General features: G+C 46.1%; 23 protein-coding genes. 1 reads left to right on the top strand and 22 read right to left on the bottom strand.

Going from position 1 to position 25,871, the window contains the following annotated elements:
* Positions 1-391: 391 nt before the first annotated feature.
* Positions 392-1,375: a rhodanese-related sulfurtransferase gene (locus ACMZ6Z_RS05000; protein ID WP_416131509.1), complete on the bottom strand. Its 984-nt coding sequence runs from the start codon at positions 1,373-1,375 to the stop codon at positions 392-394.
* Between the two features lie 253 nt (positions 1,376-1,628).
* Between ACMZ6Z_RS05000 and ACMZ6Z_RS04995 the strand changes: the two genes are divergently transcribed.
* Complete coding sequence (locus ACMZ6Z_RS04995) at positions 1,629-1,934, top strand: hypothetical protein (RefSeq protein ID WP_416131505.1); 306 nt, start codon at positions 1,629-1,631, stop codon at positions 1,932-1,934.
* A gap of 124 nt (positions 1,935-2,058) precedes the next feature.
* Here ACMZ6Z_RS04995 and ACMZ6Z_RS04990 read toward each other — a convergent pair whose 3' ends face one another.
* From ACMZ6Z_RS04990 to atpA, 21 genes are all read right to left on the bottom strand, one after another.
* Positions 2,059-2,712: a TIGR01906 family membrane protein gene (locus ACMZ6Z_RS04990; RefSeq protein ID WP_416131504.1), complete on the bottom strand. Its 654-nt coding sequence runs from the start codon at positions 2,710-2,712 to the stop codon at positions 2,059-2,061.
* A 32-nt stretch (positions 2,713-2,744) separates the two neighbouring features.
* Positions 2,745-3,512, bottom strand: coding sequence for a TIGR01457 family HAD-type hydrolase (locus tag ACMZ6Z_RS04985; RefSeq protein ID WP_416131503.1), 768 nt, complete (start codon positions 3,510-3,512; stop codon positions 2,745-2,747).
* Positions 3,513-3,773: 261 nt separating this feature from the next.
* Positions 3,774-4,523 carry an acyl-ACP thioesterase domain-containing protein gene (locus tag ACMZ6Z_RS04980; protein ID WP_416131502.1) on the bottom strand — a complete coding sequence of 250 codons (750 nt, stop codon included), beginning with the start codon at positions 4,521-4,523 and terminating at the stop codon, positions 3,774-3,776.
* A gap of 11 nt (positions 4,524-4,534) precedes the next feature.
* Positions 4,535-5,677, bottom strand: a complete 1,143-nt coding sequence (gene hemW, locus ACMZ6Z_RS04975; protein WP_416131501.1) for a radical SAM family heme chaperone HemW — start codon at positions 5,675-5,677, stop codon at positions 4,535-4,537.
* Between the two features lie 87 nt (positions 5,678-5,764).
* Positions 5,765-7,084 carry an accessory Sec system glycosylation chaperone GtfB gene (gtfB, locus tag ACMZ6Z_RS04970; protein ID WP_416131500.1) on the bottom strand — a complete coding sequence of 440 codons (1,320 nt, stop codon included), beginning with the start codon at positions 7,082-7,084 and terminating at the stop codon, positions 5,765-5,767.
* On the bottom strand, positions 7,068-8,585 hold the full coding sequence (gene gtfA / locus ACMZ6Z_RS04965; RefSeq protein WP_416131499.1) for an accessory Sec system glycosyltransferase GtfA: 1,518 nt from the start codon (positions 8,583-8,585) through the stop codon (positions 7,068-7,070). The genes gtfB and gtfA overlap by 17 nt, the downstream gene beginning before the upstream one ends.
* A gap of 31 nt (positions 8,586-8,616) precedes the next feature.
* Positions 8,617-9,837: a tRNA uracil 4-sulfurtransferase ThiI gene (gene thiI / locus ACMZ6Z_RS04960; RefSeq protein ID WP_416131498.1), complete on the bottom strand. Its 1,221-nt coding sequence runs from the start codon at positions 9,835-9,837 to the stop codon at positions 8,617-8,619.
* Between the two features lie 14 nt (positions 9,838-9,851).
* Positions 9,852-10,994: a cysteine desulfurase family protein gene (locus tag ACMZ6Z_RS04955; protein WP_416131497.1), complete on the bottom strand. Its 1,143-nt coding sequence runs from the start codon at positions 10,992-10,994 to the stop codon at positions 9,852-9,854.
* 437 nt (positions 10,995-11,431) lie between these two features.
* Positions 11,432-12,394: an ABC transporter substrate binding protein gene (locus tag ACMZ6Z_RS04950; RefSeq protein ID WP_416131496.1), complete on the bottom strand. Its 963-nt coding sequence runs from the start codon at positions 12,392-12,394 to the stop codon at positions 11,432-11,434.
* Between the two features lie 510 nt (positions 12,395-12,904).
* A complete protein-coding gene (locus ACMZ6Z_RS04945; RefSeq protein WP_416131495.1) occupies positions 12,905-14,410 on the bottom strand; it encodes a CHAP domain-containing protein in 1,506 nt (501 codons plus the stop codon).
* Positions 14,411-14,537: 127 nt separating this feature from the next.
* On the bottom strand, positions 14,538-15,890 hold the full coding sequence (gorA, locus tag ACMZ6Z_RS04940) for a glutathione-disulfide reductase (RefSeq protein ID WP_416131494.1): 1,353 nt from the start codon (positions 15,888-15,890) through the stop codon (positions 14,538-14,540).
* A 195-nt stretch (positions 15,891-16,085) separates the two neighbouring features.
* Entirely contained in the window at positions 16,086-16,625 is a 540-nt protein-coding gene (pyrR, locus tag ACMZ6Z_RS04935; RefSeq protein WP_416131493.1) for a bifunctional pyr operon transcriptional regulator/uracil phosphoribosyltransferase PyrR, read from the bottom strand.
* Between the two features lie 62 nt (positions 16,626-16,687).
* Positions 16,688-17,587: an RluA family pseudouridine synthase gene (locus ACMZ6Z_RS04930; protein WP_416131492.1), complete on the bottom strand. Its 900-nt coding sequence runs from the start codon at positions 17,585-17,587 to the stop codon at positions 16,688-16,690.
* Entirely contained in the window at positions 17,571-18,035 is a 465-nt protein-coding gene (gene lspA, locus ACMZ6Z_RS04925) for a signal peptidase II (protein ID WP_416131491.1), read from the bottom strand. Before lspA ends, ACMZ6Z_RS04930 begins: the two co-directional genes overlap by 17 nt.
* Before the next feature lie 9 nt (positions 18,036-18,044).
* Entirely contained in the window at positions 18,045-18,950 is a 906-nt protein-coding gene (locus tag ACMZ6Z_RS04920; RefSeq protein WP_416131490.1) for a LysR family transcriptional regulator, read from the bottom strand.
* A 541-nt stretch (positions 18,951-19,491) separates the two neighbouring features.
* Complete coding sequence (locus tag ACMZ6Z_RS04915) at positions 19,492-20,049, bottom strand: histidine phosphatase family protein (protein WP_416131489.1); 558 nt, start codon at positions 20,047-20,049, stop codon at positions 19,492-19,494.
* A gap of 263 nt (positions 20,050-20,312) precedes the next feature.
* Positions 20,313-21,263: a nucleoside hydrolase gene (locus tag ACMZ6Z_RS04910; protein ID WP_416131508.1), complete on the bottom strand. Its 951-nt coding sequence runs from the start codon at positions 21,261-21,263 to the stop codon at positions 20,313-20,315.
* A gap of 253 nt (positions 21,264-21,516) precedes the next feature.
* Positions 21,517-21,933: a F0F1 ATP synthase subunit epsilon gene (locus tag ACMZ6Z_RS04905; RefSeq protein ID WP_416131488.1), complete on the bottom strand. Its 417-nt coding sequence runs from the start codon at positions 21,931-21,933 to the stop codon at positions 21,517-21,519.
* Between the two features lie 12 nt (positions 21,934-21,945).
* On the bottom strand, positions 21,946-23,352 hold the full coding sequence (gene atpD, locus ACMZ6Z_RS04900) for a F0F1 ATP synthase subunit beta (RefSeq protein ID WP_416131487.1): 1,407 nt from the start codon (positions 23,350-23,352) through the stop codon (positions 21,946-21,948).
* A 113-nt stretch (positions 23,353-23,465) separates the two neighbouring features.
* Positions 23,466-24,338, bottom strand: a complete 873-nt coding sequence (locus tag ACMZ6Z_RS04895; RefSeq protein ID WP_416131486.1) for a F0F1 ATP synthase subunit gamma — start codon at positions 24,336-24,338, stop codon at positions 23,466-23,468.
* Between the two features lie 15 nt (positions 24,339-24,353).
* A complete protein-coding gene (atpA, locus tag ACMZ6Z_RS04890; protein ID WP_416131485.1) occupies positions 24,354-25,859 on the bottom strand; it encodes a F0F1 ATP synthase subunit alpha in 1,506 nt (501 codons plus the stop codon).
* Between the last annotated feature and the right edge of the window lie 12 nt (positions 25,860-25,871).

Genomic DNA, 25,871 nt, shown 5'->3' with positions numbered 1-25,871 from the left:
CTCCTTTTTTAAGCTAGGCTATTGGCTTCAATAGCTTATAAGATTATAAGTCCCTATTTTACCCCCCCCCCCCCCCCCCATTTTGTCAAGTATAACGCTTGATTTGACGGGGTTTTCGATGGTTTTTACTGACCATCTTTGACCTTTTTTAAAGGGGAGAGGAGACTAGCAAAAAATCGCCAGCGGAGCTGGCGATGGAGAGGGGGATGGGGTGGCTTATCCTTTCATGGAAAAGGATGGTTGCTTGAGAGGGGGGCTAGTTGTTGTGTAGGGGGCTGGCCTTGCTATCCGCTAAAAAAGTAGCTAAATCTCTATCCAGCTACTTTTTCGTCATATTTCTAACCGACTCTCTTTTTCGATGATTCTGACTACAGACTTTATGCCGTTTGGCTTAGGCTTTGACGTAGTCAGGCAGGCTTTCACCGATAGCCTCTAGGCGGTCCTGCCACTCCTTGCGTGTCAGGCCATTTTCTTGGACATAGCGGTTGCGCTCATGCGCACGGCACTCTGCAGAGCAGCCACGTAGGTACTTGGCTTCATTTTCTTTTGACGCAAAGATTTGCTCGTTGCAAAAAGGGTTGGCACAATTAACATAGCGATCACAAGGTGTGCCGTCAAAGTAGTCTTTTGAGATGATGGTTGGGTTGACATGGTTGATGGGTACTGAGATGCGGTCGTCAAAGACATACATAGCCCCCTCCCAGAGGTCGCCTTGGACTTCTGGATCTTTACCATAGGTAGCAATCCCACCGTGAAGTTGACCCACGTCCTTAAAGCCTTCACGCACCATCCAGCCAGAGAATTTCTCACAACGAACGCCTCCAGTACAGTAGACAACGACCCTTTTTTCCATGAATTTGTCTTTGTTGTCACGCACCCACTGTGGTAGCTCGCGGAAGTTACGGATGTCTGGGCGAATAGCGCCCTTGAAATGCCCGAGGTCATACTCATAGTCGTTACGGGTGTCCAAAACGACGGTGTTCTCATCTAGGAGGGCTTCTTTAAATTGCTTGGGATCAAGGTACTCTCCGGTTGTTTCCAGAGGGTTGATGTCGCTGTCAAAGTCATTGTCCTCTAAGCCTAGGTGGACGATTTCTTTTTTATAGCGCACAAACATCTTGCGAAAGGCCTGCTCATTTTCCTCATCAATCTTGAACCAGAGGTCCGCAAAACGCTCATCACTATGCACCCAATCCATGTACTTTTGCGTGGTTTCATAGTCACCAGAGACCGTACCGTTGATCCCCTCATCAGCGATCAAGATACGTCCTTTGAGGCCGATGGATTTGCAAAAGGCCAAGTGTTTTTTGGCATATTCTTCAGCATTTTCAATGGGAACATACTTGTAATATAGTAAAACGCGAATGGTTGACATTTTTATCTCCTTTAATCGCCTTTGCAGTAGGCGTTTGTCTTTATTATTGTAACCTTCTTTGCAAGGATTTTCAATAGCTAGCCCCTTAAAAAGCATCAAAAGACCTAAAAAAGCTAACTTTTGGTAAACTATAGTCACATGAATTAACTTTCAGACAAGGAACTGAAACGCAGACAGTACTGGAGTACGGCAAGTTGAAAGTGACGATGTATCAAAGTTAATTCAAAAGATTATATAGTCTAGGAGGGCTCACATGACTTACGAACTATGCTTAGAATACGGGACTTATCCTTTAAAGGATAGGCTTGCTGACCTTGATGAGGGAAATGAAGCACCTGATTTTATCAAGGAAAACACCCTTTTGATGGCACAATTGGATCAGCTGAATGCGCATTTCCATCAGCTGTTTTTAGTGATTGAATCACAATTCTTCTTTGTCGGACATGATAACCCAGAAGTCTTAGCCTTGGTCAAACAAGAATACAAAGACATCGCAACCACTCTCACAAATGACTATCCAGAAGAGGACATCCACATTGAGCGATTTTACTGGGAATGATGCCATTCATCCAAAAACTTCGCAAATCAAAAAGCCTTACATCAAGAGTTGAGACACCCTTGATATAAGGCTTTTTTAAAATTTTTTAAAGATTTTAGCCTATCTGCTCATTTGCTATCATCTCTTAGCTAGTCTTGGTCATGGCTTGAGCCATCTTTCGACTAAAAAGGTAGCCAGTGATCATCAGGCTCTCATAAAAGCAGCCAAAAATCAAGAAACAATGGTAGAAAAAGGCTTCTGGCAGGGCTGTGATGATAGGATCGGTCTGGGGATCAAAGAGCCAGCTACTATCTCCTGGGAAGAGCAAGTGATGAAAGAGGGTGAAAAAATCACTAAAACCAATCATGAGACCAAGCCCCAAAAGCAGCAAGGGGGCAAGGGCTGCGATGAGATAAACCCTCTGGTAGGCCCATAAAGTCCTCTTCCTAAAGCCCTGTCTAAAAAAGGACAGGGTCTGCCAGCTCGTTCCTAGAAAGACTAGCTGGGCTAGATGAAAGAGCCTCTTGACATCAGCAAAGTGCTTGAGACCCTCCTTTGAGGAGGGGAAGTCTTGCATCTGCAAGGTCTGGACCAAAGGGTTGGTCAGATAGGTCAAGAGCTTATGGTAGTTGTGCCATAGGACAGGCTTAGGGAGACCTGTAGCGGTCTCCAAGCCAAGCCAATCTATCTCTAAAGGATAGACCAGCCAAGCCACCAAAATGGTCATGAGGAGGGCTAGGGCTAAGAGCCAGATGAGGCTGGGGAGGGCTTTTAGGGAGTGACTAGGAGATGGTTTCATGCTTACCTCGGGGCTGGGGTGGTGGCTAGGGGCTAATCAAAGGACCAGTCGGCTAGGCTGTCTAGGACATAAGTCGGTGGGATGGGAAGGTTTGGGAGGTCTTCTTTTTGGGTGAAGCCAGTCAGCACGAGGAGGGTGTCCATGCGCTGATTGATGCCAGCCTGGATGTCGGTCAGGTAGTTGTCTCCGACCATGATGGCGTCCTCTGGCTGGACACCTAGTCTTGCTAGGGCCTTGGTCATGATGATGGACTGGGGCTTGCCGATGATGACGGGAGAGACACGGGTCGCTGCCTCTAAAAAGGCTAGAAGTGAGCCTGCACCTGGCAGGAGGCCTTTTTCGGTGGGGATGTTAAGGTCAGGGTTGGTCCCGATGAAGTGAGCCCCTTCTTGGATCGCTTGGGTAGCGATGGCTAGCTGCTCATAGGTCACCTGACGATCGAGCCCGACGACGAGGTAGGCTGGAGCTTGCTCCTTTTGACTAAAGCCTGCTTGTGTGAGGGCTGTCTTGAGGCCGGTCTCGCCGATGATGTAGGCCGTCTCTCCTAGACCTAGATCTATCATATAATCTCGTGTCGCCTGGGTGGCGGTGTAGATGGTCTCAAGAGGGGTCTTGATTTGACACTGGCTGGCTAGCATCTCTTGGATCATCTCTGGTGTTCTTGTGGTGTTGTTGGTGACTAGCAAATAGGGAATCTGACGTTCTTGCAGGTTACGGATAAACGCTTGGGCTGCTGGTATGGGCTGAGTGCCCTTATAGAGCGTGCCGTCTAAATCGATCAGGTAGGCTTTGTAGGTCATGGGGTCTTGGACTCCTTCTAGTTGGGGAGAGGTAATGAGGCCGGGACAAAAATCGGTCATTCGTCAGAATTCGATTTCCCTCACTCTTTTATGTCTAGGTTGGGGCTGAAACGGTCTATCCCCAGACCGCTTCACTCCCACCTCCGCATAGTTGAGTAGGACTTTAAAAGCTGATGAAATCAGCGTATTAGAGTCCACTTAACCACTTCGTCTCAATTGACAATTCAAAAAATAATTGAGAGGCTAGGAACTTTGTTGTGACTAACAGGTTTTTTTCGTGATGGGAAAGGGTTGCCATTCGATACGGGCTTGGGCCTTGATGTTGCCATCTGAGGTGATTTGATGATGGCTGGTGGTGTCTGTTAGTTGCACTTGAGAGACGATGGTAGCGCCGTGATAGACTTCTTTGAGGTATTTGAGGTTGATTTGCTTGGGGTAATGCTCCTTGAGAAAGTCAAGAGGCATGGCATCATAAAGCCACTCTAGGTATTTGCTATTGTTGACGTGACCATTCATGTCCAAGTCAAAGTAGCGTACGGGACAGGTCATCTCTTGAGTCTCTGTCAGGAGGGGATACTTGGGAGAGCGGTTGATTGATTTGACAAAGTCAGCATCGTAGATGGTCATGAGTTCTTTGGGGATAGGGGCAGGTCGTCGTGTCTCAAAGTCTATCAGGACAAAGGTCGCTGAGATGGTCATGAGTTTTTGACCATCTTGTGCCAAAATCTGGGTCTCACGGTTGGAAAAGAGCTTCGTGTAGGACTTGGCCTCGGTCTCGATAATGATGGTTTCTGAAAAGACAGGGAGTCTATCGATAGTGATGGCATAGTCGGTGACCACCCAGACCAAACCGTAGTGGTCTAGGAGGTACTGGTCTGACAGTCCTAGTTGGGCTGACTGTATACCTGAGACTTGCAGGACGACTGATAAGAGATGGGAGATTTTGGCACAATGGCTAGCATCTGTCTCATAAAAGGGGATGGTATATGTGGTCTTGTAGCGTTTGCCCATGGGTGTCCTTTCTAGTCGTTAGGATCTAGGATAAATTTCTCCGCGACGGTATCTCCTAAAAAGAGGCCTTTTTTAGTCATGCGGATCCTATCTGCCTCCTGCTTTAAGAGCCCATCCTCTACCAGCTCTTGGACGATATGCCCATAGCGCTCCTCAAAAGGTAGACCAAATTTGGCTTCGAAGTGGCTGATGGAGATGCCTGACTTTTTACGCAGTCCTAGGAAGAACTCCTCCTCCATCATTTGGTCCTTGGTCAGGATGTCCTCTCCTAGGCGAGAGTGACCCTCTTGAGCAATGGCTTTGAGGTAGTGCTGGATAGGGCCTCGGTTGCGATAGCGAATGCCATTGAGGTAACCCGAAGCACCTGCACCAACGCCGTAATACTCTACATTATCCCAGTACATGAGGTTGTGGCGGCTTTCAAAGCCTGGCTTGGTGAAGTTGGAGATCTCGTAGTGCTCAAAGCCATGTTTCTCAAGCTCATCGATGATGTAGGTAAACATGTCGGCCTCGATGTCTTCGTTGGGGAGGTGTAGACGGCCTCGGCGCTGCTTGTTCATAAAGACAGTATGGTCTTCTAGGATCAGGCTGTAGAGGCTTAGGTGGGGGATGTCTAGGGCTAGTGCCTTGCGGACATTTTCTTCGACTTGTGCCATGGTTTGATTGGGGAGGGCATAGATCAGGTCAATAGAGATATTGGTCAATCCAGCAGCTTTTAGGGCATCGATGCTTTCGTAAATCTGGGCTTCATTGTGGCTGCGACCGATTTGCTTGAGCTGCTTGTCAAAGAAGGTCTGAACGCCTAGAGACACTCGGTTGACCGCTGAATCTTTCAAAACAGCAATCTTTTCAGGCGTGAGGTCTCCTGGGTTGGCCTCAATGGTGAACTCTTCTAACATGGTGAGATTGATGTTTTTTTCGAGACTAGTCAGGAGGTAGTCTAGTTGCTGAGCGGTGATGGCTGTGGGCGTGCCTCCTCCGATGTAGAGGGTCTTTAGGTCCTTGATCTCATAGTATTCAAACTCACGAATCAAGGCCTTGAGGTAGTCGTCTACAGGTTGATTTTGAATAAAAACTTTTGAAAAATCACAATAATAGCAAATCTGGGTGCAAAATGGGATATGCACATAAGCTGAAGTTGGTTTGTTAGGCATATTACTATACTAGCATTTTTCGGCAAAATTGCCAGAAAAAAATCACCAAAAATAGGGTGACTTTTGGTGATGTGAAGCGTTATGACATCAGCCGATGACTGCTTGATAGTCTTCTTTAGTAGCGACGTTGGCGCTCTTTTCTTGGGCGATCAAGGCTTGAACCATGCTGGCTTCATGGTGGGAGATGGCTATGAGATGTTGGCAAAAGGTTACTGTGTCACTAGGTTCAAAGGTATTGCTAGGGGCAGTGTAGGCCTTGTTATGGCTGGTGTTACTAAAGGCTAGGATAGCCATGCGATTCTCAAAAGCCGTGCGTAAGGCTGATAAGATTTCATTGCTGTGATTGATGTCCAGATAGATCGAGCAGGTCTGAAAGAGGTGATCAACCTTGGCTTGGGAGATGTTGGGATAGAGGCTGACATTTGGGTGTCTGCCCAGATCCAAGAGCTTGGCTGACATTTCCGTCAAGGCGCCTATATGAAAATGCAGGTCAGGAACCTGATCAATCAGGGCTTGGATGCCTTCTAGTTGGTCTGAGTTGGTGAGGATCAGAGCTTCCTTGGTCAGGTGATTTTGACGCTTAAAGGGATAATGAAAGCCTAAAAATTGAGGCTTTCGTGGGGCATCGTTTGGCAAGAGATTGACTAGCTTGGTATAGGCTGGCTCTTTTTGGACCACTACCTTGGTAGGTCTAGCCACCGAATCATCAAGGAGCAGCTGCATATTGGCTGGGATGGTATCTGCCATATCCTCCTGCCAAAACAAAACATCCTCTCCAGCTAGTCCTAGCTGATGGGCGACATGAAAGGGTGTCGAGAGTGAATTGTAAAAGACACGATCCAGCTGATAGCCTGCTAGCTTTAGGTAGTGGCAGACAAAGGCCGCTCGGCTTTTAAAAATCATCACTTTTACGCCATTTAAGATCACATCTCCTGTCGTGTGATTTTCAACAATGACTTCTTGATTAGCCTGATTAAAATAGGTGGTCAGGGTGGCTTGACTGTCTTGATTGTAGCTGGTCTGGGCAAAGCGGTAGCCTTGCTTGTTGTAGCGATCGCTTAGGCGTAATCGTCCTCTATCATCGTACCAATCAACTGCCTTGACCCGTCTGAGATGCCCAGGGTTGGCATAGTGGATATGCCCTCTTTTTTGCTGGTAATCATGGATCTCGGCGTAATTATTATTACCAGAGATTTCCCAGTAGTCAGGTACTCTGACTTGGTTAAAATAAAGAGGATCTGATGGCAGATCTGAAAACCCTGTAAAGTAGAGATAGGGCGAGGTCACATCCTCAGGCAAAAAGCCATCATCATCAATGGCTATGGTAGGATGCTGATAGCCAGAAACAATCAGTGAGTAATGCAGATCCCAGCTGGCTTGATTATAGGTGTCAAATAAGGTTATCATGTGTCATCTCCTTAATGAAATCTTGCCATTTTTGCTCGATGTGCTGGCTGAGGTAGGGTTTGGCGAGTTCATAAGACGCTTGGTGCATCTGTGATAGTTGCCCTTCTTTAAAGATTTTTCGGATATACTCGGCAAACTGGCTGATGATTGCTGTCTCGTCATCAGTATCAGGCATAGGAATTCGGTAGCCATTATGAGCTTCCTTGATAAAGGTTTGATTGCCATACCTGGCATCAAAGCCGATTAGCGCCAGACCTGCTCCTACTGCCTCCATCAGAGTCAAGCCAAAACCCTCACTCTTTGAGGCGCTCAGATAGACTTGGTAGTTAGGGTAGATAGTGGCTAGATCATGATGCCCTTTTAAGTGAATAAAACTCTCGGCCGATCCTTCTTGGATGATCTCTCTTAGCTTGGCTTCTTGGCTACCTGCACCGTAAATATCAAAGACAAGCTCTGGCAAGGTTTTTTGAGCTTCGATGACCGCCTTGACCAGCCAATCAACATGCTTTTCGGTCGCTAAGCGAGAGGCGGTCACAAGACTAAAGGGGCGTCTGCTTGTTTTAGGGTAGCTTAGTGCTGGTAGGCTACCGACTGGTATGGTGACTATTCTTGGTCGGTGGGGGCTAAAGGCCGCAAAATGGCTGGTCATTAGCTCTTTTTGCGCATCTGTCGCTGTGATAAAGGCATCGACCTTATCAGCATTGGTAAACTGATACTCGTAAAAATTATTCCATAAAAGGCTCTGCTTCGTAGAGGCATTGTCACTAAAGTGGTCGGCGTGAACCACCACTGCTAGTTTGGCTGGCTTGACATGACGAAACACCGCTTGACCTGTCCCTGTCGCTCTGTCTAAGATGACAAGGTCTAAAGCACTCAAGCTCAAGCTCTTCATGTAATGGGCTATCAGGCTTTCCTTAGAGTAACCAATGAAATCCTTGGTACGATAGACTGTCGAGTCACCGTCGATGATTTCTTCTAAGGCCGTAGAGCCATCCTCGTTAAAAAACCGTCGCTGATAGAGATGGGCCTTGCCGTCTCTAGGGGTATAGTATTCGGTAAAGCTCCTTAGGTAGGTGAAAAAGTCCTTCCGAATCAGCTTGCCTCTTGAGACATACTCCACCCGATGCACAATGTCTTCTTGCTCATCCTTGAGGTAGGCAGTGAGAAAGACGTCTTGATCTGGGTAAAAGTACCTGATTACCTTGTGATCACGCTCAATACGCTCAAGTTCTCCATCAAAACTGGCCTTTAAATCCTCTAGGGTAAAGGTGGTTGGGGCTATTTTTTGGTCACTAAAGTGGGTGTACAACCAGTCTACCTGACTATCCTTAAAGCCAAGATTTCGGGTCAGATCACAGAGGTTATCTTGAGAGATAAAATCCATGAAAACAAACTTGGCATCAATGCCTAAGCGCTCAAAGGCCTTGGCACGATAGGCTTGAGCATACTCGACACCAGAGCTTGCCCAGCCAATCCCCAAATTGATATTATAAACCGTCATGCTTGCTCACTTTCTTTGTGCTTTGGATTGATTATAAGAGATCCTCGATTAAGTCTGAGATGGCATCGGGGTCTGCTTGTGGTGTGATTTCGGTTACGGTAATGCCTGCTACTGCTCGATTGACCAAACCTTCAATATCAAGACGGGCTTCATACTGCTCAACCTTTTCTAGTTTGGGACTGGTTTTGGGATGATCAGGAGCAAAAATAGTGCAGCAATCTTCAAAAGGTTGGATGGAAATCTCAAAGGTATCAATCTTCTGGGCCAGTTCAATGATGTCTAGCTTATCCATTGCCACAAGTGGGCGGATAACAGGAGTGTTGGTCACGGCATTGATGGCCTGCATGGACTCCAAGGTCTGACTAGCAACCTGACCAAGACTCTCCCCATTGATAATGATGAGACCATTGCGGTCTTGTCGAAGGCGATCGGTGATCCGCATCATAAAACGACGGGTTAGGGTCATCAAGTAAGCATCAAACACCTTGTCTTTAAGCTCTTCTTGGATTTCTGTAAAAGGAACTTCAATAAAGCGTATATTGCCACCAAATTTGGTCAACTGGCGGGTCAAATCACGCGCCTTTTGAAGCGCTGCTGGGCTGGTGTAGGGAGGACTGGCAAAATGCACCGCCTCGATGGATACACCTCTTTTGAGTGCCAGATAACCTGCCACTGGAGAGTCGATCCCTCCTGACATCATGAGCATCCCCTTGCCAGAGATGCCTGCTGGAAGACCGCCTGCGCCTTTGATTTCCTCATGATAGAGATAGGCAGCCTCCTCACGAATTTCTACCCTAAGAGTGACATCAGGCTTTTTCATCTGAACCTTAATGTCTGGTAAAACGTCAAAAACAGCACTTCCCAAAACCTGATTGAGCTGTCTGGAATCCAGCTCAAAGCTATGGTCACTGCGTTTGGTGCTGATTTTAAAGGTCAGCCCATCCCGGTATAAGTCGGTCATAATGGCTTGCACCGTTTCTGTTAGGATAGCCATATCTTTAGGCAACTGGTAGGCTGGGTTTAGGGCTTGAATGCCAAAGACTTTTTCAAGTGCCTCCAAGACCAAGCCATGATCAGCGCCATTTAAGAAGACATGGCAACGGTCATAGTCAGCCCTAACTGTGACTTGTGAAAAGGGGGTTAGAACAGCTTGAATATGCTCTTGCAGCTTGTTAATAAAACGTTTGCGATTTTTCTTTTTAGTTGATAGCTCACCGTAGCGAACCATGATTTCTGAATACTGTAATGTCATTAGTTGTCTTATCCTTATCTGACTTTTTTGGTCTTGTCATAAACCTGCTTAAAGATGGTCAAAAACTGCTCCACCTCACTCATATCATTGCCATCTCCTAGGCTAAGACGAACAGCTGTTTGAGCATGCTGCTTAGACAGTCCCATAGCCATGAGGCTACTGGCTGCCTGACCTAATTTTGAGGAGCAGGCTGAGGTGGTGGAGAGAAAGATATCATGAGCTTCAAAGGCATGGACACTCACCTCACCACGGACACCCTTAATACCAAAGGTAATGATATGTGGCACGCCCTTTTCTGGAGATGAAAAGAGGATGAGGTCCTCATATTTGGCGAATTCGGCTAAGATAACCGCTCTCATTTTGGCAATCTTGCCCCAGACTGCTTCTTCTTTTTCCATGAGCAGGCGAAGAGCCTTGGCCATGGAGGCAATCGCCGCTACGTTTTCCGTCGTTGAACGGTGGCCTTTTTCTTGACCGCCACCGTGTAGGAGAGGACTGATGGACTTTCCTGATTTTTTATAGAGAAAGCCAACGCCACGAACAGCGTGGCATTTATGACCCGAAAAAGAAGCCAGATCCACGCGATCGGTCAAGTAATCCTTGGTTGCTAGCTTGCCAAGCGCCTGGACAGCGTCCACATGGAAGGTCACATTTGGATAGTCTGCTAATAGCTCTGATAGGGCAGGGATGGGTTGAATCGTACCGACTTCATTATTGACAGCCATGACCGAGACCAAGATGGTGTCTGGTCTTAATAAGGCTTTAAAAGCTGTTAAATCCACAAAACCACTGGCATCAACTGGAGCAATAGATACTTCAAAACCCTGCTGGCTCAACCATTTGGCGGATTCCCTAACCGCTGGATGCTCAATAGCTGAGATAATGATGTGCTTGCCGTAGGCCTGCTTTTCAAAGGCCGTCCCCTTGATCGCCCAGTTATCGCTCTCTGTCCCACCAGAGGTGAAAATGATGGTGTCGGCATCTTTGCCTAAAAGTGCAGCGATTTGCTGACGAGAGGCCGCTACAATACGGCTAGACTGGCTACCAAGACGGTGTAGACTAGAGGGATTGCCCCAGATTTTGGTGGTGACCTCCTGGTAGGTCTTGAGGGCTTCTGGATAGACCGGAGTGGTGGCTGAATGATCAAAATAAATCACAAAATGACCAACTTTCTCTAACTGTTTCAGACGAGATAGCCGTATTAAGAAGGCCGTTCTTGTCTTTTCGATTATCTATTATAGCATAAATTTTTATCAAATAGAGCAGATCAGCGGTCATCCACTAGAAGAAAGAAATCAAATTCTTTTTCCCACAGGCTAGTGCTATTTCAAGCAGCTACTGCTAGTTTTTTTATCCTAGTATCGTATCTACAAACCATAAACCATGCTAAAAGCATAAAGAGAAGCTGGGACAAAAGTCCTAGCCTCTCAATTATTTTTTGAATGGTCAATCAAGACGCAGTGGTTGAGAGAAATCGAATTCTAACGAATGACCAATTTCTGTCCCACTCTCTCTTTTGAGATGATATGACTTGCTCTAGACAAGCACTTCAAATAGAATGACTTGGCTAGAAAAATGACATAGCCTGTCAGCCTTACTGGTCTTGAACAAGCGATAGGTCAATGCCTAGCACTTTTGCCATGTCCTTATTGACCGCCAATTCTAAAGCCTCTGGGTACTGGGCTTGGAGGGTTGATACGCGCTCACCCTTGATGACTTTAACAGCCATTTGGGCTGTCTGACGCCCTAACTTTTCATAGTCAGGGCCATAGGTGAAGAGTATCCCTCCCTCAACCATGTCCTTAGAACCACCAACAACTGGGATTTTGGTCTCTCTTGATAGGTCTCCTAAGAGAGTGACGGCGCTAGCAATGGTATTGTCTGTTGGCACAAAGACCACATCCACATCCTTCATCAAGCTTTTGGCAGTGTCTTGGACATCATTGGTTGATGAGATACCTTTTTTAAGGACCTTAATACCAGCTTTTTGGAAGAGCTTTTCAGCCTCTTCAACCTGCACCTCAGAATTACGCTCGCTCGTAGTATACATGATACCTACCGTCTTGGCTTGAGGGAGAAGCTTTTGGAGCAGGCTGACCTGCTGATCAATCGGCGACATGTCACTGGTTCCTGTGGCTAAACCTGAAGGCTTCTCCATACTCTTGACCAGTTTGGCTGAGATGGGATCCGTCACCGCTGTAAATAAAATAGGCGTCTTTGAACTTGCTGCTAGCAAGGATTGGGCTGCTGGCGTAGCAATCCCAAGCACCACATCATTGTCTGAAACGAGTTTTTCAGAGAGGGATTGGAGATTGGACTGGTCACCTTGGGCATTTTCATAGGTGATCTTGATCTCCTTACCATCGTGATAGCCTGCCTGCGCTAAGCCACCCTCAAAGCCCTTTCGTGCTGCTGTCAGGGAGTCATGCTCCACATACTGCAAAATCCCCACCCGTGGAAGAGCCTTTTGATCTGCCTTATCACCCGATGCCGAACATGCCGTCAGTAGGAGCGTTGCTGCTCCAAGTCCCATGATGGTTTTCCATGATTTTTTCATTGTTAAATCCTCCAAATAATATTCAGTCTCCATTGAGGTTTAGGATTGTCCACCCAAACACTCTACAACTCATCCCCAAGAAAAGTCAGTAAGGTGTCTCTTGATTTTTAAAGTGTATGAGGTCATCATCATAAGCAAAAAGCCATCTAGATATGATCTAACTGGCTGACATAGACTGACGAAACCGTCACTCACTAGGGCTAGGACACCTGACCAATTAGATAATCATCTATCAGCCAAGTCCACGTCAAAACGCTTTAGCCTCATAGATACAAACTTGCGCACCGTTTGTACCTACAAAGCTACAAACGGCTATCTAAAGAAACTAAAGTTAAAGAAAGTGACTGGTTTCATCTGAGTTAGCCGATTTAAAAGCATTCTTCCTTCTCCTTTGATTATGATTGTTAACAAGTATACTAAAGCCCCAAGGACTTGTCAAGACTTTTTTTGTTATTTTTAGACAATTTTGTCAATTTCGCCTATTTAAACTGCTTCAGCAGTGATAAACGACTAATGTCCAATGACATAGGTTAACTGTTTGGCTTCTTTGGCTGAAAATATCCTAAAGGAGACTTTACCAAGACCAGTGACGTTAGACTCTGAAATCAGGATACTGCCGTCTTCTCGGACATCCTCAACAAAGGCGACATGCCCATAAGTAGCGTCAGCTCCTGCTTGACCTGGTGCAAAGGACAGGGCTGCGCCTTTTTTAGGCTCATGACGGGTTTCATAACCCAGCTGCAAACGCCAATCACCACCATTTCCCATAAATGGGCTAAAGGAAACGCCGAGCTCTTTGGCACGATTGTAAACATACCAAGTACACTGACCCCATGGGTAAGAAGCAGAGATATAGTTGGTAGGATTGATAGGCCTATCTAGCTTAAAGCCTTCAGGCACAATCGCTGTCATCAAACCACTAGATAGGTTCTGAGACAGGGCTGGGGCTTTTGGTGTACCCCCATGCTGGTCGATAAAGCGGTCCAAATCTTCCATGATTTTGGCACGTCTTTGACCACTTCCTGAAGTGTCCGTAAAGTAGACACCACCATCTTTAGCAACATCGAGCTGACCCTTGGCTAGCAACTGCGCCTTATCATCTTGACGTTTAAAGCTATGATTTTGCTGCTTCATGATGGTAACCTTGGTCAAGGCTTTGATGGCATCCTCATCCTTAAACTGCTTGGCATTATCAGGATTGCTATCAAAAGCACCATAGCCAAAAGCGTTGGCTTGATTGTCCTTAGCCACTCCAGCAGTTCCTAAAGAACTCTCTGCTATGGCTATGGCTACAATAGCGCGGACATCAAGACCACTCTCTTTCTCCCATTTTAAGAGGGTTTGACCGTTAAAGCGACTGCTATCATAAGCAATACCTGTCGACTGGAGATAGCCATCTAGCTGCTCTGCGGAGATCCCAAAGCGTTTTGAGAGCAAATGGTGGGTGTAAGCATCCTGACCAGACCAATGCTCAACATAAGTATTGGTGACACTAGGTCTGATATCCAAGCCAAGAGGGCTCAAGTCATCACCTAATGGTGCCGACCAAAGACTGCTATCAGTCGTTATAGCTGTGAGGTCCTCTGATGGGGCTTGTTCTAGCTCAGATGCTTCATCTAAAGTCTCTTCTTCTGCTTGCTCTGAAAGGTTGGCGTCTTCTGCCAAGTGAGCAGCCTCTTTGGTGCTTGCCTTAGTGACTGGCTGCTCTGTTACGGTTGACGACTTAAGATTAGCACCATTGGTAGCTTTGGTAGTATGCTCCCCTGCCACGACTGCATCTGTAGTCTCTGGGCTTTTGGTCACAAGGTCTGACTCAGCTACTAGGGGAGCATCCTGTGACAAGTTTTTTGTCAGCCAGGCTTCCCTAGGCTGAGTTTGGTGATCAGTGACTTGCTCAGCATGAGTCGTCGCCTGCACAGCGCTGGTCACTACCAAAGCGTCAGACAAAACCATGCCAGATACCAATATTAAGGATAATAACTGACGTTTTCGCATCTCTACTAACTTCCTATTCATTTTTTTCTCTTTATTATAGCACAACTCTAATTGTCTGACAGGATTTTACTGTCAGACATATTGCTCAATCAATGGATTCTTTTTCTAATCTACTCACTTGAAGTAAGACCTGGAATAGCTACAAGCCTTAACGCATGGTGACAAATTCTTCTGCCCCTGTTGGGTGGATGGCTACTGTCGCATCGAAGTCTGCCTTGGTAGCGCCCATCTTCAGAGCGACCGCAAAGCCTTGGATCATCTCATCAAGACCATAGCCAATGCCGTGTAGCCCGATGATGGTCTCCTCATCTCCCAGCGTTACCAACTTCATCATTGAGGGCTGGCGATGATCTGCCAGGGCGGTATACATGGGGGTGAAGCTTGAGCGATAGATGGTGATTTTGTCTTTACCGTATCGGCTAAGGGCAGCCTCTTCTGAAAGGCCTACTGATCCGATAGCAGGGTGGCTAAAAATCACCGTTGCCACAGTGTCATAGTCCATCTTGGCAGTGGCCTTGCCATTGAAGAGACGCTCTGCCAGCAGACGACCTGCCTTGACAGCGACTGGGGTCAACTCCACCTTGCCATTGACGTCTCCCAAGGCATAGATGCCTTTGACCGTGGTGTTTTCAAAGGCATCTGTTTTGATGTAGCCTTTTTCAGTCAGTTCAAGACCTGTTTTTTCCAAGCCAAAGCCTGTCACATTTGGTCGACGGCCAATAGCCCAAATCAGGCAGTCAATCGTGTAGGATTGCCCATTTTCCAAGACCAGCGTCAGAGAGTCATCAGCATTTTTGAGAACTTCCTTGGGGATAGAGTGGGTGTGAAGACTAGGACCGTGCTTAGCCATCTCATCGGTCAAGACGGTGATGATCTCCTCATCAAAAGTCCTCAACGGACGCTCTTTACGGACAAACAGATGGGTTTCAGACCCCAAGGCCTGCAAAACACCTGCTACCTCAACAGCGATATAGCCTGCACCAACGACAGCAGTCCGCTTGGGAATCTCGTCAAGCTCAAAAAAGCCATCTGAGGTGATGCCATACTCTGCACCTGGGAGATCTGGGATGATGGCGTGACCTCCTGTTGCCACCAGGATATGAGGGGCTGTGTAAGTCTCATCACCGACAGCTACCGTATGGGCATCTACAAAGTTGGCATACCCATAAAGGCACTCGACACCATTTTGCTCAAAGCCACGCTCATAAGAGCCATGGATGCGCTCGATATAAGCCTGACGATTGGCCTTTAGACTGGCAAAATCAAAGTTCTTGAGATCAAGATCAAAGCCATAATCACCAGCATAGCGCTTGATCGTATCAGCAACTTGAGCGCCATACCACATGACCTTTTTAGGAACGCAACCAAGGTTGACACAAGTACCTCCGACCTCGCTTGCCTCAATGAGTAGGGTCTTAGCCCCATGCAGGGAAGCACGATTGGCTGAGGCGATGCCACCAGATCCTGCACCAATCACAATGTAGTCATACTGTTTTGTCATAATATCCTCTTTTCATTTCTTCTGATACTTTTTAGCTTATCACATTCTCAAGCGGTCCTCAACTTTTGGCTACGTTTTGGCAAAGAAGTCTTTCTTTGAGAGATTATTGATGCGCAAAAACCTAGCCGATGAGCTAGGTTTTTGACAAACAATTTGGTCACAAGAAGCTGATTTAAGGGCTGTACCTTATGGTATCTAGTCCTGATTTCGTTCATCGTCTGGTGCTACAATACTGACACTGTCTCGTCCATCAACTTCTGTGACGGCGACAACAATGTCTTCCCTACGAGAGGTGGGGATATTTTTACCCACATAATCCGCACGAATGGGCAACTCACGGTGACCTCTGTCGATGAGTACCGCTAGGCTGACACGGGCTGGGCGACCGTGACTGACGAGGTTGTCGATGGCAGCACGGATGGTTCGTCCTGTGTAGAGGACATCGTCGACCAAAATCACCTCCTTATCCGTCAAATCCACCGGTAGATAGGTCGTGTCCTCTGCGACGGTCATATCGTCACGAAAGGGCTTGGTATCAAGCTCTCCTAAGGGAATCTCCAGACCTTCTAGCGCTTTTAGGCGCTCTTGGATGCGGCGTGCCAGATGGACACCTCGGGTTTTGATCCCCGCCAAGAGGAGATTATCTATCTCTTTATGGCGCTCAATAATCTCATAAGTGATGCGGGTGATGGCACGTTTCATGGTCAGATCATCAATAATCTCTTTGGTTTTCATCGTCGCAAGTTCCTCTCTAAAAGTGCCACCAAGCTATCTAGGTCAAGCACTAAAAAATACCCTTAGTTGGTTGACTGCTGGCGTAATCTGTCTAAGGTTGTTTGGAAAATCTCTGGTAGTTCGGCCTCAAAGGTTAGCAAGTCACCCGTTTTAGGATGCGTAAATCCAAGCCTTCTGGCATGAAGAAATTGCCCCGCACCAGCTAGCGTCTTACGAGGACCGTAGGTCAGATCACCTGCGATGGGATGACCGATATAAGCCATGTGCACACGGATTTGGTGGGTGCGTCCTGTCTCTAGTTGTAGCTCAAGCAGGGTAAACTCCCCAAAACGCTCCAAAACGTGAAAACGTGTCACTGCAGGCTTGCCTTTTTCAGTCACTGCCTGTTTTTTACGGTCCTTGTCTGAGCGACCAATCGGGGCTTCGATCAGCCCACGATCATTTGGGAGATTGCCATGGACTAGGGCTACATACTGGCGTAGCGACTTTTGAGCCTTGAGTTCCTCAGCCAGGGCTTTGTGGGCTTGGTCATTTTTAGCAATCATCAAGAGTCCTGAGGTGTCCTTATCAATCCGATGCACAATGCCTGGTCTGACAACACCGTTGATAGAGGACAAATCCTTGACATGATACATCAGGGCATTGACCAAGGTTCCTGAGGAGTGTCCCGCTGATGGGTGAACCACCATGCCCTGAGGTTTGTTAACCACTGCCACATCCTGGTCTTGGTAGATAATCTCTAAAGGGATCGGCTCAGGACGATACTCTACCACCTCTTCTACTGGCAATTCATAGGTGATCACATCACCTTCTTGGACAGGGTATTTGGCCTTTGCAGGCTGACCATTGACTAATATACGACCTGCCTTGATGTCTTCATTGGCTTTTTGTCGTGATAAAACGGTCAAATCCGCCACTGCCTTATCGAGGCGACTGCCCGATTCTCTAACGATTACTTCCATTTTCCTCTTTCCATAAGGCGATCATCAAGAGCATGACCCCAACTGTTAAGTAAGCATCCGCCACATTAAAAATGGCAAAATCCACAAAATCCAAATGCACCATATCAATCACATAACCCAGACGTACACGATCAATAAAGTTGCCAATGCCACCAGCAATGATCAAGAGCAAGCCACTTAAAAACCAAAGAGAGCCTGTCATAATCGTCTTGTAGGCATAATAAATCGCTGCTCCCACAACAGCAAGGGTTACAAGAACAAAAAACCACTGCTGATCTTGTAAGATCGAAAAAGCTGCTCCTCGATTTTGCAGGTGAGTCAGGCTAAAAAGGCCAGGTAAAAAGGGTCTCACATGCCCCAAAGGTATCTGCGCCACTGTCCACAGCTTGCTGGCTTGATCTAGGATGATCAAGCCCAAAGCTAATCCACTAAATAAAAGTCGTCGCATCTCTACCTCCTATGGCTGATACTTGTCAAAATAAGCCATCATCACATCAATAAAGGCTAGGGCTGATGGGCTTAGGTGTGTGTCTTTACGCTTGACGTAGACCATTTTATTGACCAGATTGTCCTCCAAAGGCACGACTGTAATCCCGTTGACACTGCGTTCATCTAAAAAGCCAGAGCCTGTCGCATAAGCATCTGTACGTTCAAGGATGCCATTTAGGGTGGCACGATCCGTCACGTAGTATCTGACGGTGCTATCAGAAGTGTCTACCAGATTTTCTGAGTAGTAGAGGTAGCCATCTCTTTCTTGGGCAAATTTCACCGTGGACAAACCAGACAAGTCCGACATTTGAAGTTTTTCCTTATTTGCCAGAGGATGGGTCTTTGAGAGATAGATATGCGTTTTGAAGGAAATCAAGTCAACCGATTCCAAGCCTAGCTGCTGCATGCGTCTGAAGAGCCCACTTTCGTTTTGATGATTCATGTAAATAATACCGATATCACTGCAACCTTGTGACACCTCATCCAGAATCTGGATCGTTGTTGATTCAAACAAGCGAAAGTTTTTGAACTCTGGATGCTCTTTGGCAAATACTGTCATTAGGGGTGGTAAAAAATCATAGTGCTGGCTAGCTATTGAAAACTGACCAGGGGTTTCTTCTGCTTGCCCAAAATGCTTTTCAAAGGCATCAAAACTTTTGACCACTTCAAGCGCTTTCTCATAAAAGGTCATCCCTCGGGCTGTTAAAACAGTCCCTGTTGCTGTTCGGGTAAAAATGTGAAAGCCAAGCTCTGTCTCTAAATCCTTGATGGCCACTGATAGACTGGGCTGGCTAACATAGAGCTTGCTGGCTGCTTCACGAAATGTCCCGCTATTTGCAATGGCAAGGACATAGCGTAATTGTTGGATGTTCATGGCAAGAACCCCTTTCCACGACTTGAGTAGGTCTCTATTATAGCAAAAAAGACCCTCTGATGGCTAGCATTCCTTACTCTGATAGCTGTACAACCTGTACTTATCATTTGGCACTGCCATCTGAGGCTAGTTTTGGAACGACTCAGCCTTCGCTTTTCAAAATATAGTCAAATGAATTACCTTTCAGACAAGGATCTAAAACGCAGATAGCTCAAAGCCTCGTGATGAGGTTTTGAGGTCTGAACCTAGAAATCAAAAAGCGAAGCATATCAAAGTTAATTCAAAAGACTATACCGTCCGTATTTCCTCAAAAAACTTACCTTGATTAGCGACAAACCATCGTTTATATCAAAGCATTTGACTTGTCAATACAGGTTCTTACTTAGTGGCTGACCAAGGTTAGATATAGCTAGCTTTCTTTGACGGACAACCCTTTGTCTGTATTGTCCTGCCTTATTTTTTAAGTCACATCAGCCTAAAAGAGGCTGGGACAAAAATCCTTGCCTCTCAATGATTTTTGATTTGTTGAGCAAGGCTTTGCTTAGGCATTTGGATTGATGATGTGATTGACCTGAAACTGCCCATCTTGGTAAGTCAGATCAACAATCGCGCAATTTCCTAGCAAGGCGTCTTGATGATCATGAGCGATTGCTGTAAAGAAACGCTTAATCGCCATCCCGTGTGAAACTACTAAGACCGTCTGGTCACCAGCTTCTTGAGCGATTTTGAGCATGGTTTCATAAAAGCGTGTCGTAAAGCCTTCAAGGCTTTCTCCGCCGTATTTGACAAAGTAATCGCCGTAGGGGTAGGTTGGATTCTCGCTATTTGGACTCGCCTCTTTGGTTCCTAGGTTAATTTCCTTTAATCCCTTTAACTTGTCATAAGGCAAATCCGTCACCAACTCCGTGGTATCCATAGCCCTCTCAGAAGATGAGGTATAGACCTTGTCAAACCTAATCCCTTGAGAGACAAACCACTCTTTGGCTCTTTTGGCTTGGGCAATGCCAGAGGCTGTCAGCTGGGAATCGCAGTGACCTTGATTGATATCCATCACATTAAAAAGGGTTTGACCGTGACGCATGAGGTAAATTTGTGTCATTTTGCTTAAACTCCTTATTTTAGTCTTACCTTTATTATACCATATCCATGATTTTTTCATCTAATGGACGAAAAAAAGCTAGGTCAACCAGATCATTTAAGGAAAAAGCTAGATCTTTTCGATGAAAAAACCATCCCATCAAGACTGTGAAAGACCTGATGGGATGGGGATTGTCTGATATTGAACTTTTTGCCCATTTCTAAGGCATCCTTATCAAAGCTAAAGCCTAGAGTTGACTCACTTTGAATGACTGACCTGTCTGATCAAAATGATGCTTGCTCAGCTAAGGCTGTGATATAGTCGAAAAAGCCATCACGATCCACATGATAAACCAAGTCCACAGGACGGCCTCCCTTTAGGCGAATGGTCCTGCCTTTGCTAGCACCAGTCGTTAGAACATCTGACTCAACAACTTCACGCTTGACCAACTCCTCCTTGCCAAAAGAAGCTGTGGTTAACACATCCCATAAAAAATAGGTCGAGTTGGTCACAAAGTGTGTCAATGGAGGCACAATGGCATAGCACTGCCCCAAGAAATCCAGACCCTCTTTTTGACGACCTTTAGCCCAACGGTCACGAACATCAAGCGTCAATGGCACCATACGTGTGCTTTCAAGGGCTACTAGCTCAATTTTGATTGAAGAGTCCCACACACGTTTAACCGCATAAGGATCCCAAAAAGCATTCCACTCCGCAGTCCCATCATGCTCTGGCTCTTCAATATTGCCCTGATCAAGGAAGGTACCGCCCATCCAGTAGAGCTTACCAATCTTATCCTCAATAGCCGGCTCTAAGTCAAGAGCACGCGCCAAATCAGTCAAGGGACCGACAAACACCAAGTCAATCTTTTCTTTGGAGGCCATCAAAACCTCTACCAAGTCTTCATGTGCTTTTAGGGGAGAATCTTGAACCTGAACTGGCTTATGCTCATTAAGGATTGGCAAGGCATCTATGGTAAAAGCGTGCATCCGCCATTCCTTAGGAAAGGGATGGACAGGGCGTGAATCAGAAGAGGCTACACGAATTGTTTTGTCCTTGTCAGAGCCAAAGGTCTGAATGATTTTTTTACTGGCTTCAACAGCTGGTAGCAGGTAACAGTCAGCCTCAATCACACCAACACCGACTAATTCCACATCTTTCATCTTTAACAGTAGGTACAAGGACACTAAATCATCAACCCCACCATCGTGGTTCAAATAAACTTTACGCATAATAACTCTCCATGTTTGATATTGATACTCTTAACAAAATCAAAAGGATCATACCTTGACCGGCTTTGATGCACCACAATTTGATTGTTATGAAGTATGATAAGACTATTATAGCGTAAAAAAGGCCTAAACCAAACTTTTTTTGTCAAAATCATCATCAAAAACAGACCCTCATCAACAGGATAAGAAAGTGGGACAATCATCGAAGGCTATAAGGCTCGACAACTGTCCCACTCTTCTTCAAAACGGAATCACTCTATTTATTACCAACGTTGATACGGTTAATCGCACGTTGAAGTGCTACCTGAGCCCGACGGACTTGGTCTCTACTGTCCTGAGCTTGGGCTTCTTCTAGCTCACGCTCAGCACGGGCTTTGGCACGTTTGGCACGCTCAATGTCAATATCACGCTTTCTTTCTGCCGAATCAGCAATAATGGTAATATGATTGTTTTTGACTTCAAGAATACCACCATTGATAGCAACCCAGTTAATGGTCTTAACCTGATCAGCACGATAAACCTTCATTTCATGGACAGCCAAGGGAGCAATGACATTGATATGATTAGGCATAATACCCATTTCACCCTCAATTGTTCCAACCACAATCATCGTGGCGCGATGGTCATATTTGATACCGTCTGGGGTAACCACTTGGACTCTTAGTTCTGGCATAGTATTACCTCATCAATAGCCCATTTTTTGGGCTTTTTCAAGGACGTCTTCAATAGGACCTACCGATCGAAAAGCATCCTCAGGAAGGTGATCATAATGCCCTTCAAGAATAGCCTTAAAGCCTCGAACAGTGTCAGCTACAGGAACATAAGAGCCTGGAAGACCTGTGAATTGCTCGGCAACGTTAAAGTTTTGCGAGAGGAAGAACTGGATGCGACGCGCACGTCCCACCAAGGTTTTTTCTTCCTCTGACAACTCGTCCATCCCCAAGATAGCAATAATATCTTGCAACTCACGGTAACGTTGAAGGACACGCTGCACTTCTGTTGCCACATCGTAATGCTCTTGACCAACAATTTCAGGCGAAAGAGCACGTGAACTAGAGGCAAGGGGATCAACAGCTGGGTAAATCCCCATTTGTGTTAATTTACGTTCGAGATTGGTTGTGGAGTCCAGGTGAGCAAAGGCTGTTGCTGGCGCAGGATCGGTGTAGTCATCTGCAGGCACATAAATGGCTTGAATAGAGGTGACTGATCCTTTTTTGGTCGAGGTGATACGCTCTTGTAATTGACCCATTTCAGTTGCCAAGGTTGGCTGATAACCAACAGCAGATGGCATACGCCCTAGGAGGGCTGATACTTCAGAACCTGCTTGTGTGAAACGGAAAATATTGTCAATAAAGAGCAAGACATCTTGACCTTCGACATCACGAAAGTACTCTGCAATGGTCAAACCTGTCAGAGCGACACGCATACGCGCTCCTGGCGGTTCATTCATTTGACCAAAGACCATGGCCGTCTTTTCAATAACACCTGACTCTTTCATCTCCCAGTACAGGTCGTTTCCTTCACGCGTACGCTCTCCCACACCAGTAAAGACTGAAATCCCACCATGTTCTTGGGCAATATTATGAATCAACTCTTGGATAAGCACGGTTTTACCAACCCCAGCACCACCAAAAAGGCCTACCTTACCACCCTTGAGATAGGGAGCAAGGAGGTCAATCACCTTAATACCAGTTTCAAGGATTTCCGTTGAAGTTGATAGTTCGTCAAAGGTCGGTGCGCTTTTATGAATGGGATAACGTTCAATACCCTCATCAAAGGGTTCTTGAAGGTCAATGGTATCACCAAGAACATTAAACACACGACCAAGGGTTTCTTTGCCCACTGGCACGCTAATAGCACGACCAGTGTTAAGCACCTCCAAACCACGGGTCAAGCCATCTGTTGACGCCATAGCAATCGTACGAACAAGGCCTTGACCCAGTTCGAGAGCTACTTCAAGAACGATTTTTTGTTTTTTCTCATTGTCCTTATAAACAACAAGCGCATGATTTATCTCAGGTAGTGGGTCATTAGCATTGAATAAAACATCAACGACTGGACCGATAACCTGAGCAATTTTGCCTGAGCTCATGTATGTCTCCTTTTTCGATTTTTGGAATAAGTCCTTTTTGGGGATAGGTTGAGAAGAAATCTCTCACCTCTATTTGATAGCATATCAGTTGCAAGATGTTATGATGAGACCACTTAGTTTAGAGCACTAGCTCCTGCCACAATTTCAGTGATTTCTTGCGTAATGGCTGCTTGACGGGCACGATTGTATTGGATGGTCAAGTCATTGATGACTTGTTTGGCATTATCAGTTGCTGTCTGCATAGCACTCATTCCTGCTGCATGCTCTGCCGTTTTGGCATCAACAATAGCGCCATAAATGATGCTCTTTGCATACTGAGGCAAGAGCTGATCTAAAATGGCTTCACGATGAGGCTCTAACTCAAAGGAGAGGTCATCTGTAGCCTCGTTGGCATCCAGGTCTGTGAGTGGCAACATTTGCTGCATACGGACTTGGCTGGTCAAGCTATTGACGTGATGATTATAACAGATATATAACTCATCAAAAAGTGCCTTGTCATACATGTCAATAGACTTGGAAATGATAGGCGCCAAATCATCAAAACTAGGCTGGTCTTCTAAGCCACGCAACTCAAAGGCCACATCAATGCCACGTGCCTTGAAGAAATCTGCCCCCATGCCTCCGATAGCAATAATTTCAAAATCATGATCATCTGGATGATACTCATGAATGGTATCCATCATGGATTTTAAGATGCTTGAATTATAGCCTCCAACGAGGCCTTTGTCTGATGTGATGACAATATAGCCTGTTTTGGTGACAGGACGAGAGAGCAACATGGGATTGGTTGACTCTGTCAATAACTCTGATTTCATCAGATCTGTCGTGATTTGCCGAACCTTACTGGCGTAAATCTGAAAGTCTTTAGCAGCTTGCTCAGACTTTGTTAATTTAGAGGCAGAGACCATCTGCATGGCCCCTGTAATCTGCTTGGTTTTTTTGGTTGAAGCGATTTTCCCTTTTATCTCACTAAGAGAGCCTGCCATAATGCGTCCTCCTCTTTAATGAAATGATGACTGGTCTTTGAACTCTTGAATCAGAGCATCTAAGACAGACTCTTCTGGTAAATCTTTTGTCGTACGAATGGTCTCAAAAATAGCCTCATGATGCGCATCAAAGTAAGCATAGAGAGACTCCTCAAAGCCTAAGATATCCTCTACTGGGACACTATCCAAGAAACCACGGATCAGGGCATAAAGGATTAGCACTTGCTTTTCAACTGGAAGTGGCTTATGAAGCGGTTGTTTTAAGACTTCTACCGTACGACGGCCTCGGTTTAATTTGGCTTGGGTCGCAGCATCCAAGTCAGAGCCAAACTGGGTAAAGGCTTCTAGTTCACGGTAAGATGCCAAGTCAACCCGAAGGGTTCCTGCTACTTTTTTCATGGCCTTAATCTGGGCTGAACCGCCTACTCGTGACACTGATGACCCCGCATCAATAGCTGGACGAATCCCTGAATTAAAGAGATTTTCTTGTAAGAAAATCTGACCATCAGTGATTGAGATCACATTTGTCGCAATATAGGCTGAGATGTCACCAGCTTGGGTCTCGATAAAAGGTAGAGCTGTGATGGAGCCGCCTCCTAAAGCATCTGAGACTTGGGCTGAACGCTCTAGTAAGCGTGAGTGCAGATAGAAGACATCACCAGGATAAGCTTCGCGCCCAGGAGGACGACGAAGCAAGAGAGACAACTCACGATAGGCGACCGCTTGTTTAGACAAGTCATCATAGACGATAAGGACATGCTTGCCCTCATACATGAACTCTTCTGCCATCGCCACGCCAGCATAAGGCGCGATATAGAGTAAAGGCGATGGTTGTGACGCTGAAGCTGTTACAATGATGGTGTAATCAAGTGCACCATAGCGACGAAGGGTCTCAACCTGTGTCCGAACGGTCGATTCTTTTTGACCAATAGCGACATAGATACAAATCATATCTTGCCCTTTTTGGTTTAAGATAGCGTCAATAGCGACAGAAGTCTTACCTGTTTGACGATCACCAATAATCAACTCACGTTGCCCACGCCCAATAGGCACAAGGGCATCAATGGCCTTGAGACCTGTTTGTAGTGGTTGGGAGACCGATTTTCGTGCCATAACGCCAGGCGCATTTTCCTCTATTGGACGTGTTTTACTGGTTTTGATATCACCAAGACCATCTACAGGAACGCCTAGCGGATTGACAACACGACCAATCAATGCTTCACCAACTGGGACTTCCATGATTTTGCCTGTACGTTTGACCACATCACCTTCACGAATGGTGCTAAAGTCACCTAAAACGATGATACCGATGTCTTGTGACTCTAAATTTTGAGCCATACCAAAGGCGCCATTTGAAAATTCGAGAAGCTCACCACTCATGACCTGATCCAGACCACGAGCACGTGCGATACCGTCACCAACATAGGTGACGTTACCAATTTCTGTGACGTCAAAATTTGGCTGGAAGTTTTCAATTTGCTTTTTGATTAAAGCGCTAATTTCTTGAGCATTTATTGCCAAATGTCACACCAC

It is taken from the genome of Streptococcus pluranimalium (genome assembly GCF_047785705.1).
GTDB classification, from domain to species: domain Bacteria; phylum Bacillota; class Bacilli; order Lactobacillales; family Streptococcaceae; genus Streptococcus; species Streptococcus pluranimalium_A.
This window is presented reverse-complemented; position numbering and strand designations above follow the sequence as displayed.

Bases quoted from the DNA above. Each gene is read 5' to 3' on its own strand.
- ACMZ6Z_RS05000 (WP_416131509.1), bottom strand. From the start codon at position 1,375: ATGTCAACCATTCGCGTTTTACTATATTACAAGTATGTTCCCATTGAA.
- ACMZ6Z_RS04995 (WP_416131505.1), top strand. From the start codon at position 1,629: ATGACTTACGAACTATGCTTAGAATACGGGACTTATCCTTTAAAGGAT.
- ACMZ6Z_RS04990 (WP_416131504.1), bottom strand. From the start codon at position 2,712: ATGAAACCATCTCCTAGTCACTCCCTAAAAGCCCTCCCCAGCCTCATC.
- ACMZ6Z_RS04985 (WP_416131503.1), bottom strand. From the start codon at position 3,512: ATGACCTACAAAGCCTACCTGATCGATTTAGACGGCACGCTCTATAAG.
- ACMZ6Z_RS04980 (WP_416131502.1), bottom strand. From the start codon at position 4,523: ATGGGCAAACGCTACAAGACCACATATACCATCCCCTTTTATGAGACA.
- hemW (WP_416131501.1), bottom strand. From the start codon at position 5,677: ATGCCTAACAAACCAACTTCAGCTTATGTGCATATCCCATTTTGCACC.
- gtfB (WP_416131500.1), bottom strand. From the start codon at position 7,084: ATGATAACCTTATTTGACACCTATAATCAAGCCAGCTGGGATCTGCAT.
- gtfA (WP_416131499.1), bottom strand. From the start codon at position 8,585: ATGACGGTTTATAATATCAATTTGGGGATTGGCTGGGCAAGCTCTGGT.
- thiI (WP_416131498.1), bottom strand. From the start codon at position 9,837: ATGACATTACAGTATTCAGAAATCATGGTTCGCTACGGTGAGCTATCA.
- ACMZ6Z_RS04950 (WP_416131496.1), bottom strand. From the start codon at position 12,394: ATGAAAAAATCATGGAAAACCATCATGGGACTTGGAGCAGCAACGCTC.
- ACMZ6Z_RS04945 (WP_416131495.1), bottom strand. From the start codon at position 14,410: ATGAATAGGAAGTTAGTAGAGATGCGAAAACGTCAGTTATTATCCTTA.
- gorA (WP_416131494.1), bottom strand. From the start codon at position 15,890: ATGACAAAACAGTATGACTACATTGTGATTGGTGCAGGATCTGGTGGC.
- pyrR (WP_416131493.1), bottom strand. From the start codon at position 16,625: ATGAAAACCAAAGAGATTATTGATGATCTGACCATGAAACGTGCCATC.
- ACMZ6Z_RS04930 (WP_416131492.1), bottom strand. From the start codon at position 17,587: ATGGAAGTAATCGTTAGAGAATCGGGCAGTCGCCTCGATAAGGCAGTG.
- lspA (WP_416131491.1), bottom strand. From the start codon at position 18,035: ATGCGACGACTTTTATTTAGTGGATTAGCTTTGGGCTTGATCATCCTA.
- ACMZ6Z_RS04920 (WP_416131490.1), bottom strand. From the start codon at position 18,950: ATGAACATCCAACAATTACGCTATGTCCTTGCCATTGCAAATAGCGGG.
- ACMZ6Z_RS04915 (WP_416131489.1), bottom strand. From the start codon at position 20,049: ATGACACAAATTTACCTCATGCGTCACGGTCAAACCCTTTTTAATGTG.
- ACMZ6Z_RS04905 (WP_416131488.1), bottom strand. From the start codon at position 21,933: ATGCCAGAACTAAGAGTCCAAGTGGTTACCCCAGACGGTATCAAATAT.
- atpD (WP_416131487.1), bottom strand. From the start codon at position 23,352: ATGAGCTCAGGCAAAATTGCTCAGGTTATCGGTCCAGTCGTTGATGTT.
- ACMZ6Z_RS04895 (WP_416131486.1), bottom strand. From the start codon at position 24,338: ATGGCAGGCTCTCTTAGTGAGATAAAAGGGAAAATCGCTTCAACCAAA.